This is a genomic window from Salibacter halophilus, assembly GCF_008806325.1.
Taxonomy (GTDB): domain Bacteria; phylum Bacteroidota; class Bacteroidia; order Flavobacteriales_G; family Salibacteraceae; genus Salibacter; species Salibacter halophilus.
This window is the reverse complement of record NZ_WACR01000006.1, coordinates 93,993-107,283: the sequence shown is the minus strand read 5'-3', so window position 1 is coordinate 107,283 and position 13,291 is coordinate 93,993. Positions and strand designations below refer to the sequence as shown.

Genomic DNA, 13,291 nt, shown 5'->3' with positions numbered 1-13,291 from the left:
TGAAGTTTTCCTTTCACAATTTAGGAAAAACTTTTTAACCAAGCAACATAATTCCTTTACAGTGAATTATATATGCTTTACATCTAAGACGTATAACGGCTCAAACGGTTGTTTTAGTGTTTCTCTTCTCTGAAGTAAACCTTGTAGAAATTCATCTGTTTTTCGTTGTCAAATCCGCGTTCTAGATAGTGATCAACCTGTGATTCGTTGTTGAAGTTTAATTTGATTTGGATCTGACCATCGAGCTTAATAGTGCTCTTGATTTGTTTCTTTGATTCTTTTACGCGTTTTTCATCGATTTGGAATGATTCTTCTTCGCGCGGTTCAAAGTGATTATCTTCCTGGAACTTTTGTTTGTAGTCTTTGAATTGCTCCTTGTAAGCATCTGTTTGTATGACTTCATCCACAAAATCGTCAACATCAAACTTTTCTTTTTCCTCAAAGTACTTAACCGTTCTGTCGAGCATTTGAATTCGCTCTTGTGGAGCTTCTTCCTCATTTACTACTTCATTGGCAAATGAATTCACCATTTCAAAGGTTTTTGCAGTATAGAAACTATCTGTAGCATCGGGAACTACCTGCAGGAACTTCTCATTCCAGTACTGAGTATCGTAAGCATTTGCATCGATTGTGAGTAATCTGAAACCTGAGTCTTTTTCTGTATTGAAGATGATACAACCTTTATCCAGTTTATTGGTATTGATGCCTTCATCCGGTTTTAAATTGATTTGACTGTGGCCATCAACAATCTTTAAGAATTGATCTTTACTCTCGTTTTTAAAAATTCCGACTGCTTCAACCGGTTCACCTTCAATAACCATGTTATCGAAGAAAGCCACACAGCATTCTCCGGTTTTAATTTGAGGATGTGTTCCCTGCTCAAATAAATGACGGGCAATTTGCATAGAAATCTCTTCAAACTTCGATTGATCGTGAAACAACATATCGCAGTAATGAAAGAGATCATTTCTTGATGTATCACCAGAATTATGGGTGAATTTGTAGAAATCCTGTTGTTTTCTGAATGGTTTAAAGAAATATTTATGCAGCGAGTCTAGAATATCTTCAGTCAATTCAAGCGATCTTTCACTTGTAAAAAGTGACTCATTTCGCGACTTATTCCCCACTTTATGGACGATACACTTCAGTAATTCAGCTTCAGAAAAAACAACCATAATTATATTTTTAGCAAATGTGGGGCAAAAATCAATAGGATCTTCGTGTTGTTGAAAAATGGATTTTTTATTTTTGGAGCCCGGATTAAAACAAGCGCACAATGAAGAAGAATAAAATGATCGGTCTCGTTATTTGGTTAATAACGCTTATAGTACCATTTAACATTGGTTTTTTATTGAAAATGGGACCAAACTTAACAACGCTAATTACATTTATCCTCACAATAGTTGGAGGCGGATTAGGCGCTTATTTTTTCTCTAAATCTTCTGGTCAGTCAGCTTAAATCGTTGAAAATTCAATATTTTTCCGATTAAACTGTTTTTAGCAACTGAGTAAATTCCTGCTGGAGCATTGCACCTTTATTGGAATTATACCAGCGTTGTACTTTTTCTAGAATTTCGTTCCAGTCAGATCCATTTTCTTTGAGTGAAAGGTATAGTTCCTGGCATTCTTTAGGACGCGGTCCCCAGGTGAATAATTCGTTGAAGTCTTTATCGACAGCAATTAGCTTTGGTATTGATCTTCCACCATTGGTGAGGTAAGCATCGATTATTTCAGGATTTTCATCTCTCAAGATGTAACGTGTTTCTATACCTAATTCCCTGGCTATCATTTCAATTCCCGGTATGTTATGAGCAGCATCGCCACACCAACCTTCAGTGATGATGAGCCACTTTTGGTTCTGACCATCAATATTCAATCCCTTTATTTCATCACTCAACTTTAGCGTTTTAAACCAGCGTTTCATGCGTTTCTGGTTCATTTGAGTGTAATTGATCATCGCTTCGCTTTGATTGGTACCGGTAGTTTTATTTTCCTCTAAAAGCGATTCTATGAGCTCGTTGTAAGATTTAAATGTATATGCTTTTTCAAAATCTTCAGAACCGAATGATGCCTTATTCATATTTCATTATTTTTGGTACAAAATGAAAAAACCCGATGGACATTTTTTGTCATCGGGTTTACAGTTTTTGAGGTCGCGAGCGGATTCGAACCGCTGTACAAGGTTTTGCAGACCTCTGCCTAGCCACTCGGCCACGCGACCATGCGGTGCAAATGTAATAATATTTTAGCCTTGTACAATCACACTTACCTGCTCAACATCTAATTCTATTGGGGCTCTGTGCTTTGTTACTTTAACTTTTACGCTTTTAGCATGAATGTAATGGCGTTTAATAGCATCCACTATGTTTTGTGCGGCTTTTTCAATCAAATTACACCGGTGTTGCATTTCGATTGTTACCATCCTGCTAACAGTCACGTAATCAAAAGCATACTTTAAATCATCAGTTTCAATTGCTTTTGAAAAATCGCCTATTACTTCTACATCAATGGTAAAATATCCGCCAACTTTAGCTTCTTCATCAATGCAACCGTGGTAGGCGTAAACTTTTATTCCTTCAATATTGATTTGATTCATTAGCCGATCTCCTCAATTGCTCTTTTAATGCGAGCTTCGGTTTCTTCTTTTCCTAAGAGTTCACAAATTTGGAAGAGAGAAGGACCCATTCCTTTTCCGGTCAGAGCCACACGTAGTTGCGGGCCTAGTTTACCAAAACCGATGGATTCATCTTCCAGTATGGCTTTGAAGGCTACTTCCAGCTCAGATGCGCTGTAATCAGTATCGCCAAAGCGATCTATTACTTTATTGAGTAATTCCGGAGTGTTTTCTTTCCATTTTTTACTTACTGTCTTTTCATCGTAAGTCGATGGAGCCTCAAAAAAGAACTCAGCTTCTTTTAATATATCTCTTGGGAATGTAGCTCTCTCTTTCGTTAGTTCAATGATGGAGTACAATCTGTCTCTATCAATTTCAATTTTATTATCAGCGAGTTGAGGTTCAATTAATTCAGCAAGTGTTTTATTGTCCTTGGTTCTGAGGTATTGTTGGTTGTACCATTCTGTCTTTTTTGCATCGAACTTAGCTCCTGCTTTACCCACACGTTCTAGAGAGAAGGCTTCAACGAGTTCTGACAGTGTAAATATCTCCTGATTTGTACCAGGATTCCAACCCAGGAATGCGAGTGTATTGATGAAAGCTTCTGGAAAATATCCCTGTTCGCGATAACCCATTGATACTTCACCAGTTTCCTCATTTTCCCATTGCAGCGGAAATACAGGAAAACCGAGACGATCACCATCGCGCTTGCTCAATTTTCCGTTGCCATCTGGTTTTAGGATAAGTGGAAGGTGAGCAAAAGTTGGCATCGTATCTTCCCATCCCAGGAAACGATATAGTAAAACATGCAATGGTGCTGATGGCAGCCATTCTTCACCACGAATTACGTGAGTGATTTTCATCAAATGATCATCCACAATGTTTGCGAGGTGATAAGTTGGCATTCCATCACCTTTGAAAATTACTTTATCGTCAATGTTTGAAGAGTTGACAACTACCCATCCACGAATTTCATCGTGAAAACGCACTTCTTCGTTGCGAGGAACTTTTAAACGAATCGTGTAAGGCTCATTGTTATCCAGTTTAGCTTTTACTTCATCCTCTGATAAAGTAAGCGAGTTTTTCATGGAATTGCGCGTAACGCTATTGTATTGCCAGTTAGGCATCTTAGCCTTTTTGGCTTTTTCACGCATAGCATCGAGTTCCTCAGCAGTATCAAAAGCGTAATATGCTTTATCTTCTTTTATGAGTTGTTCAGCATACTGGCGGTAGAGGTGTTTTCTGTCAGATTGCCTGTACGGCCCGTATTCACCTTCTTTCCACGGGCTTTCATCCACATTTAATCCGCACCATTCAAGTGATTCTTTAATATAAGATTCCGCCTTACCAACTAACCTTGTTTGATCGGTATCTTCAATTCTTAGGATGAAAGTACCGTTGTGTTTTTTCGCAAACAGATAGTTGTAAAGGGCTGTTCTCACACCACCCATGTGAAGCGGTCCGGTTGGACTTGGAGCAAAACGCACTCTTACTGATGCACTCATAATTTATTTCGTTTTTGAGCGCGCAAAGATATGAATAGAAATATAGAGAACTAGAGGGTTTAGAAAGAACGTCTTATTCCGCCCCTGCGTTTACTTGAATCAAATCTTCTGCTGAGGTGAAATTCAAGAAACATGTAAACATCATTATTCTCAGGATTACCTCTAATGCCGCCTTCACCGCCACCACCATCTAATCTGCGGTTAGCTAGTTCAGCAGCTACAGGACCATAAGCATCACGAATTTCCTGATTATCGTAATAATCAGTACTTACATCATCGAGATAATCACTAGCTGTGAATCTCGCCTGACCTTCTAGAGAAATTGACCAGTATCGCGTCATGCTGTATTTGAATCCAATACCTACAGGTAATCCAAAAGTAAATCTACTGTACTTTCCATTTCCAGTTTCCAATCCCTGTCCTTCAGTACCTAAAGGTTGAAGATCGTGCCAGGTTCCGTTTAGCTGAGCCTGTGGATTAAAATAAAGAGCCGTAAATCCTGTTGCCATGTAAATTGAAAAGTCTCCACCCTGTCCATAGTGACGATATCGTCTACCTAAAGTCTTGTTCATAGGAATACTTTCCTTTAACAGATAAACTTCTACCATTGGTGAAAACTCAAAAATATTTGTTCTTGCCGAAAGGTTTCTGATAGAACGACCTGCATTTTCAGAGTACTCATCACTAGCAAGTGTTTGGAGATGTGAAAAACTCAATCTTCCACTTACGTATTCACTTATTTTATAGCGAACACCAATTGTTGCAGAATAATTGGTTGCTTCGAGATCCATATCTCTAATGTCATTTCTACCTTCACCTGGGCCACCACCCAAGTCAGATAACATTTGACTGGCACCACCACCGATGAACATTTCAGTGCGGTATCTCGTCCATAATTGTGAATATGTTGTTGAGAATATTGACAATGCAACAACAATCAACGAAATTTGGCGTATGATTGAGGCGCGCATAACCATTTTGGGATAATTAAGGTTCATGTTTGTAAGGTTTAAAATTGTGATGGTTAGCGAGTTGAAAGTAGCAAAAGTAACGAATGTCTAAAGTAAATAGCAAATTAATTCAAAAGTTAGATGATTTTACCCGTAAATTTTATCTAAACGAGTTGTTGAAGGGTACAATTATCGGAACTGCTTTATTGGGCGGATTGTTCCTATTACTTGCGGTTTCAGAATACTTTTTTCGATTACCGGGAAGCATCAGGCTCACCGGTTTAATCGTATTTATCGCTGCATTTATTTTTATATTAATAAAATATATTGCTCTACCTTCTTACAAGCTTTTTGTTCCAAAACAGGGATTGAGCTACGATAAAGCCGCTACAATCATTGGGAAACACTTCAACGATGTTGATGATAAACTACTCAATGCTTTACTTCTCGGAAGAGATGATAAGAATGCACTTGCTCTTGCTATGGTTGATAAGCGTGCAAAAGAGCTTTCTCCTGTCCCGTTTGAACAAGCTATAAATGTCAAATTAAACTGGAAAATTGCTCCTTACTTATTTGGAGTTCTCCTTATTTGTGGAGTCGTATATTTTTGGAATCCATCTATCTTTTCCAGCTCCACAAAGCATTACATTCAGTATAACACCCCTTTTGATAAAATGGCACCTTATGAATTTTCACTCATGAATACTGAGTTGAATGTTAAAAAGGGTCAGGATCTAACTGTGAATGTAATATTGGATGGAAAGGAAATTCCCTCAAAACTATTTCTCAAGGATAGCAGAGGTTCATGGAGAATGGAACAAAAAGAAGCCGGCTTATTTTCATTGAAACTTGAAAATATTGAGAATGACTTCAGTTTTGTTTTCAATGACGGAGAATATCAAAGTGAAAGTTATCAGGTTAACGTTCAGGCCGTTCCTGAGTTAAATAGTTTTAGTTATCAAATTCAATATCCGTCTCACATTGAAAATGGAAAAAAGCTAAACAAGAACGGCTTATCTGAAATTGTTATCCCAGAAGGATCGCTCGTTTCATGGGAGCTGGATATGATAAACGTTGATTCAGCTACGGTTCTGACCAGCAGAAACCAAAGAATTGATCCTACCAAAGAGAACCAGATTCATCAAAACCTCAATTATGACCTCGTAGTTCATGGAGTTTCATTGTCAGACACTGTTGTTTCAGATTTCAAAATTACTGTCCAGCAAGATATGGCACCCAAAATAAAAGTTGAGATGGTTCGCGATAGTGTAAATCTCAATGTTTTCTACTTCTCAGGAGAGTTTAAGGATGATCATGGAATAAGGAATATATCTGCTGTTTTTGATAATGGACGGTCAGAACCGATTGAATATGATGGTTTTAAAGAGGGAAGGTTCTTCTATTCTCTGAATATCAACGATTCTGCGTATAAATATTCTAAAAATATTAAGTTTAAAGTATCTGATAATGATGTTGTTAATGGTTACAAATCATCTTTTTCAAAACTCTTTGTTATTGCCAAATCTGATCGTGAAAAGGTCAACGAACTACAAAATGAAAAAGAAAAGGACATTGAAAGTGAGATTGAACAATTATCTAACGATGCCAAAAAACTGGATAAGAAGCTGAAAGATTTTAAAGAAGAACTTCTTCAAAAGGAAAAATCAGACTGGAGCGATAAGAAGAAATTCAAGGAATTGATGAATGAAAGAAAAAATCTCCAGGAAAAAGCTGAAGATTTAAAAAAGAAAAATGAAGAGCTGAATAATTTTAGGGAGCAGAATACTAATCTAAATGAAGAGATTCTAAAAAAGCAACAGAAGTTAAACGAGTTGTTTGATGAAATTGCCGATGAAGAATTCAAAAAGCAGATGAAAGAGATGGAGGAGATGCTCGAGAAAATGAATAAAGATGAGCTTCTCGAAAAGATGGAAGAGCTTTCTCCTGAAGAACTAAATGAACAACTGGATCGCAATCTCGAATTATTTGAGCGATTAAAAGTCGAAAATGATTTTAATCAACTCAAAGAGGACCTTCAAAAAATTAGAGAAGAGCAAGAAGAACTTCAAAAAGATGATAAAAGCTCCCCTGAAGAAAATGCTGCTAAGCAAGATTCCCTGAATAAAGAATTTGATGAATTTAAGAAGAAGCTCGATGAAACAGAAAAGAAAGCCGAAGAACTCGACATGGATGAGCTTTCTACTGGAGATAAAAAAGAGGGCATCGATAAAGAGATGAAGAATGCTTCACAACAAATGAAGCAGGGAAATAAGAAAGAAGGTAAAAAGAGCCAGTCTAAATCTGCTGAAATGATGAAGGAACTCGAACAACGTATGGGTCAGTCTTTATCAATGCAGTCAAGTAAGCAGATGGAAATGAACATTGAAACGCTAAGGCAAATACAGGAAAACCTCATTGAATTGAGCTTTAGACAAGAAGCTGTTATTGATTCCATGAAGATCTTGAAAAGTGAAGATCCACGTTATGTTTCGGTTATTGAAAATCAACATGATATTGGTGAAGATGTACAGGTTGTTGAAGATTCATTGAGAGCTCTAGCTAAAAAGGCATTTTTCCTCGATCCTATCATCAATAAGGAGATGAAAATTATTGATGAGAGTATAGCTTCAAGTGTCGATAATTATGCAGATAGAAAACAAAGCAAGGGATTGATGGAATCTCAGCAAGCAATGACAAGCTTCAACAATTTGGCTTTGATGATTGGTGAAATGCTGGAACAAATGCAAAAGCAAATGTCCAAGCAAAAATTTGGTCAGAACCAATGCAACAAACCGGGAAGTGGCAAAGGTTCAAAACCTGGAATGAAAAAGATGCAACAGATGCAAAAAGAGCTTTCCAAAAACATGGAAAAACTCAAAAAGCAAATGGAGCAGGGTAATCCTGGTGGAAAAAAAGGGAAGAAGAAAGGTCAGCAAGGATCACCTAGAATGTCTGAAGAAATTGGAAAGATGATGGGTAGACAAAAGTCTTTAAGACAAACGCTTCGTCAAATCCAAAATGAACAAGAAGGAACTAAAGCAGGAGATCAACTGAAAAATCTCGATCAAAAGATGGAAGAGAATGAACGTGATATTTTAGAGAAGAAGATCGATGAAGAAACTCTTCGCAGACAACAGGAAATATTGACCAAGATGCTCGAAGTAGAAGAGAGTATTCGTCAACAGGGCAAGAAAAAAGAAAGAGAGAGTGAATCCAGTAACTTGACTCAGGAGAAAGTTCCAGATTACCTTCAAAAATATTTAAAACAAAAGGAGCAAGAAGCCGAATTATTTAGAGGAGGTCTCCTTGATTTTAATCCGTATTACCGCGGAAAAATTGACAAATATTTACTCGATGAATCGAAGTGATATTTCTTTTCATTCTGATAGATCTCTTCCATTTAATCCTGATGATATTAAATTATGGATTCGGGAAGTAATAGATCTTGAAAACAGAAAAACCGGAATTATATCATATACTTTTGTCGATGATGAAGAGCTTTTGAGAATCAATAAAGATTTTCTCAACCACGATTTTTATACCGATATCATCACCTTTGATGAGGTTGTCGATACCACGATTAATGGAGAGATTTTTATTAGCCTTGATAGAATAAAAGAAAACAGTTTAGAATCTGGTTCATACCAGAACGAATTTTTACGAGTAGTCGTTCATGGTGTTTTACACCTGATTGGTTATGATGATCACTCTTCATCAGAGAAGTTATTAATGAGAGAAAAGGAAGATAATTACATTGAATTGTTCCACGTGAAACATTGATTTATGATTGATAGTTACGATGTAGTTGTAGTTGGTGCAGGACATGCAGGATGTGAAGCAGCTGTTGGTGCAGCCAAACTGGGTGCAAAGGTTTTGATGGTTACAATGGATATGACCCGTACTGCACAGTTGAGCTGTAATCCGGCAATGGGTGGTGTTGCGAAAGGTCAGATCCTAAGAGAAATTGATGCTCTTGGTGGTTATAGTGCAATAGTAGCTGATAAAAGTGCTATCCAATTCAGAATGCTAAACAGATCGAAAGGTCCTGCAATGTGGTCCCCCCGTACCCAAAATGACCGCAGCATGTTCAATAACATTTGGAGACTCATGCTAGAACAAACTCCCAATGTAGATTTTTGGCAGGACATGGTTAATGCTTTGATTGTAGAAAACGGAAAGATTAAGGGAGTTAAAACAGGACTCGGTATTGAGATTTCTTGTAAATCTGTAATCGTTTCAAGTGGAACTTTCCTCAATGGATTAATCCATATTGGAGACAAACAAATGGGTGGTGGTCGCTCAGGAGAAAAAGCTTCTTACGGCATGACTGAACAACTCGAAGAGTTCGGTTTTCAATCTGGCAGAATGAAAACAGGAACACCTCCACGTGTCGATGGCCGCTCTTTAGATTATTCTGTCATGGAAGAACAAGAGGGTGATGAAGAGCCTGGAAAATTTTCTTTTTCTGACGATACATCTCCATTGAGTAAACAGAGAAGTTGTCACATTACATATACAAACTCTACAGTTCACGACATTCTTCGTGAAGGATTTGATCGCAGTCCGATGTTCAACGGAACAATACAAAGTATTGGACCAAGATACTGCCCGAGTATCGAAGATAAAATTCATCGCTTTGCAGATCGAAATCGCCACCAGGTTTTTGTTGAACCTGAAGGTTGGGAAACAGTAGAGGTTTACGTCAATGGTTTTAGCACGAGTTTGCCTGAAGAAATACAATTCAAAGCGATTCGCGAAATTAAAGGTTTTGAGAAAGCTAAAATATTCAGACCCGGCTACGCTATCGAATACGATTATTTCCCACCCACTCAATTGAAGTACACATTGGAAACAAAGCTTGTTGACGGACTTTATTTTGCCGGACAAATAAACGGAACAACAGGTTATGAAGAAGCCGGATGTCAGGGTTTGATGGCCGGTATAAATGCCGCACTAAAAATTCAGGAGAAAGAACCTTTCATCTTATCTCGTGATGAAGCTTATATAGGCGTGTTGATTGACGATCTTATTACAAAAGGAACTGAAGAGCCTTACAGGATGTTTACCAGCAGAGCGGAATATCGAATTTTACTTCGCCAGGACAATGCCGATGAAAGACTTTCGAGAAAAGCTCACGAGATGGGTTTAGTTGATGAAAACAGAATCCGTAACCTCGATTCTAAATTAGAAGGAAAACAAAAGCTTCAAAGTTTTCTCGAAAAAGAGAGTGCTGTTCCTGATGAAATCAACCCTATTTTAGAAGAAAAAAATACGAGCAAACTCAATCAAAAAGTGAAGTTAATTTCACTAGTGAACAGACCTGAACTACAACTCAACGATATCATTGACGGATCTGAAAGTTTTAAAGATTTCATCGATCGAGAAAATATCAATAAGGAACAGATTCAGCTTTTTGAGATTGAATCGAAGTACGCAGGTTACATCGAAAAAGAAAAAGAGATGGCCGATAAAATGAAACGTCTCGAGAATATCAAGATTCCTGGTAACATCGATTATAACAAGTTGAGTTCATTATCTGCTGAGGCTGCCGAAAAAATGACGAATATAAAACCTGAAACACTATCTCAAGCTTCACGAATTAGTGGAGTTTCACCTGCAGATATCAGCGTTTTGCTGGTTCACCTTGGAAGATGATATGTTTCACGTGAAACAGAAGGGTTTTTTACAGAAGAGCTAAAATTAGGCTCTCTATTGAGTTGAAGGCCTTCTGTAGTATCGAACGATTGATTTTATTAAAACGGATAATTTGTAAAAAGTTAATTTTTATTACTGATTACAAACATATTGCGATGATTAAATATACTTGTTTGAGTTTTTTACAATAAAAATGACAATTCAGGGTTAATATTGCTGCTATGAAATACCTGTTATATTTGGTTCTGACCATCACAATTTTCTCCAACTCTGTTTTTGGTCAATCTGGAAACTCAGTTGGAACCTGGATTGATTATCTACCTTATAAATCAACTTTTAAAGTTGTGGCTGCAAAAAACAAAGTTTATGCGGCAACTCCATTTTCACTTGTTGAAATTGATAAGCGTGATAATTCGGCTCGAAGATTGAGCGCATTAAACGGTTTATCTGAAGTTGGCATAACAGCCCTCGGTTACGATAAGAACACGAATACCGCAATAGTCGGTTACGACAATGGAATATTTGATCTCATTACAGAGAGCAGAATCTATTCAATACAGGATATTGAAAGAGCAAATATTGCCGGAGATAAACGCATTACCAATATTCAATGTAACGAGCAATTCGCTTATTTGACAACTACTTTTGGTATTGTCCAATACGATATTTCAAGGCGAGAAGTATCAGAAACTTTCAGACTCAACCAGGACGGAGATCTAGCGGTATTTGATGTTGCGTTTAAAGGAGATACCATTTTTGCTGCCACTGAAGAAGGACTCTATAAAGCATCACTGTCAGATCCAAACATAAGTTACTACATAGCATGGGAAAAACCATCTTACGATCCTGACCCTAATGCTGAATATGAATTTGTGGAAATTTTCCAAAACAAGTTAATACTCAACATACCGAGTGATAAATTCGCTGCAGATTCTATCTTAATTCAATCTGATACCGGTTGGTTTTCGCCAGAGTTTCTCGATGAATCCAACTTCTTTGATATAACAGCTTATCCAGAGGAACTCTTTCTTTCAAGAAACGGTGATGTCGTGATTGTCGATCAAAACTTTCAGGTAAAACAAACGATTTTCCAGTACTATACAGACCAAAGAGCACAACCGAGAGCAATTGTCAAAGACGGTGAAAATACACACTGGATAGCTGATAATCAGCAAGGTGTGATTAAAGTAAGTAATCTTGAAGGCTTTGATCGGTATTTGCTCGAAGGACCACCAACTAACAACGCCAATGAGTTTGCATTTGGAAATGAGCAAACATATGTAGCATCAGGAGCTACAAACCGCGGACTGGGAAATGAATATCTGAGAGAAGGCGTTTATTTTCTCAGCAACCGTGGCGATTGGAGTAAATACAGCTATCTCGATGATGATAGGTTAGTAAACGTATTTGATTACATTTCTCTGGCAGTTGATCCAATGGATGAATCACATTTTTATGTCGGAACCATCGGATCAGGTATTTTAGAGTTTGAGAATCAGGACCTCATAGATATTTACGACAATGATAATAGCCTATTAAAAAACGTTACCGGAGTTGATGATTCAGCAGGAACAGATGTTCGAATTAACGGGCTCGATTTTGACGAACAGGGAAATCTGTGGATTTCAAATAGTATTACCCAATTTGGAGTTGCTGTCAGAACCCCGGATGGGGAGTTCAGAAGTTTCAATCTGAGTGAATACCTCGATGCTGAGGCTTCATCAGGAGATATTATAGCTACACAAAGCGGTTACAAGTGGATGCTCTTACCGAATAAAGGAAAGGGAATTCTCGTTTTTGATGATAATGGAACTCCACTTCAAACTCAGGATGATCGCGCCAAAATTCTCAATTCGGCCGGTGGAAACGGAGGATTACCTACCACCAATGTTTATTCGATGGAAGAAGATCTGGAAGGTCGAATTTGGGTTGGAACAGATCAGGGTGTTGTGGTTTTCTATTCTCCGGGAAGTGTTTTTGAACAGGGAGTAAACTTTGATGCTCAGCGAATATTCGTAGAGGTAGATGGTGTCACAAATTACCTTCTCGAAACAGAGGTTGTTACCACAATTGCTGTCGATGGAGCTAACAGAAAATGGTTTGGAACACAGAGCTCAGGAGTTTTCCTCATGAGTGAAGACGGAAGCGAAGAAATTTTCCATTTCACAAAAGAAAATAGTCCGCTCATCTCCAATGAAATCGTAGATATTGGAGTAAACCCATTCAACGGTGAAGTGATGATCGCAACCGGAGAAGGAGTTGTGGCTTACAAAGGAACAGCTACTGAAGGCGATCCGCTGTATCAGGATGTTTACGCCTATCCGAACCCCGTAAGTCCCGGATTTACCGGAAACATTGCCATAAAAGGGCTGGCGCCAAACTCAGCCGTGAAGATTACTGATATCAACGGAAATCTCGTTTTCGATACTTATGCTGATGGCGGACAGGCAATTTGGAATGGTAAAAACATGAATGGTAGTCCGGTACCGGCTGGCGTTTACCTGGTTTTCGCATCAGACTCAGAAGGATTGGAAGCAGCAGCAACCAAGATTTTGATCAATCGCTAA

General features: G+C 38.0%; 10 protein-coding genes and 1 tRNA gene. 5 read left to right on the top strand and 6 right to left on the bottom strand.

The window, feature by feature from the left end; genetic code table 11:
- Nucleotides 1–113: 113 nt before the first annotated feature.
- Nucleotides 114–1,175, bottom strand: a complete 1,062-nt coding sequence (locus F3059_RS07960; RefSeq protein ID WP_151167999.1) for a nucleoid-associated protein — start codon at nt 1,173–1,175, stop codon at nt 114–116.
- A 101-nt stretch (nt 1,176–1,276) separates the two neighbouring features.
- Between F3059_RS07960 and F3059_RS07955 the strand changes: the two genes are divergently transcribed.
- A complete protein-coding gene (locus F3059_RS07955; protein ID WP_151167997.1) occupies nt 1,277–1,459 on the top strand; it encodes a hypothetical protein in 183 nt (60 codons plus the stop codon).
- 27 nt (nt 1,460–1,486) lie between these two features.
- Here the strand turns inward: F3059_RS07955 and F3059_RS07950 are convergent, their stop codons facing one another.
- The 5 genes from F3059_RS07950 to F3059_RS07930 all read right to left on the bottom strand — a co-directional run bounded on the left by F3059_RS07950 (nt 1,487) and on the right by F3059_RS07930 (nt 5,117).
- Entirely contained in the window at nt 1,487–2,080 is a 594-nt protein-coding gene (locus tag F3059_RS07950; protein ID WP_151167995.1) for a thioredoxin family protein, read from the bottom strand.
- Nucleotides 2,081–2,150: 70 nt separating this feature from the next.
- Nucleotides 2,151–2,221: transfer RNA gene (locus F3059_RS07945), tRNA-Cys, on the bottom strand.
- A 24-nt stretch (nt 2,222–2,245) separates the two neighbouring features.
- Nucleotides 2,246–2,596, bottom strand: coding sequence for a dihydroneopterin aldolase (gene folB / locus F3059_RS07940; protein WP_151167993.1), 351 nt, complete (start codon nt 2,594–2,596; stop codon nt 2,246–2,248).
- Nucleotides 2,596–4,119 (bottom strand): glutamate--tRNA ligase, encoded by a 1,524-nt coding sequence (gltX, locus tag F3059_RS07935; protein WP_151167991.1) that lies wholly within the window; start codon nt 4,117–4,119, stop codon nt 2,596–2,598. The genes folB and gltX overlap by 1 nt, the downstream gene beginning before the upstream one ends.
- A 59-nt stretch (nt 4,120–4,178) precedes the next feature.
- Entirely contained in the window at nt 4,179–5,117 is a 939-nt protein-coding gene (locus F3059_RS07930) for an outer membrane beta-barrel protein (RefSeq protein ID WP_151167989.1), read from the bottom strand.
- 56 nt (nt 5,118–5,173) lie between these two features.
- On the opposite strand from F3059_RS07930, the gene F3059_RS07925 reads away from it, so the two are divergent.
- From F3059_RS07925 to porZ, 4 genes are all read left to right on the top strand, one after another.
- Complete coding sequence (locus F3059_RS07925; RefSeq protein WP_151167987.1) at nt 5,174–8,437, top strand: hypothetical protein; 3,264 nt, start codon at nt 5,174–5,176, stop codon at nt 8,435–8,437.
- Nucleotides 8,424–8,849 (top strand): rRNA maturation RNase YbeY, encoded by a 426-nt coding sequence (gene ybeY, locus F3059_RS07920; RefSeq protein WP_151167985.1) that lies wholly within the window; start codon nt 8,424–8,426, stop codon nt 8,847–8,849. Before F3059_RS07925 ends, ybeY begins: the two co-directional genes overlap by 14 nt.
- 3 nt (nt 8,850–8,852) lie before the next feature.
- Nucleotides 8,853–10,724, top strand: coding sequence for a tRNA uridine-5-carboxymethylaminomethyl(34) synthesis enzyme MnmG (mnmG, locus tag F3059_RS07915; RefSeq protein WP_151167983.1), 1,872 nt, complete (start codon nt 8,853–8,855; stop codon nt 10,722–10,724).
- A gap of 221 nt (nt 10,725–10,945) precedes the next feature.
- Nucleotides 10,946–13,291, top strand: coding sequence for a type IX secretion system anionic LPS delivery protein PorZ (gene porZ, locus F3059_RS07910; RefSeq protein ID WP_151167981.1), 2,346 nt, complete (start codon nt 10,946–10,948; stop codon nt 13,289–13,291).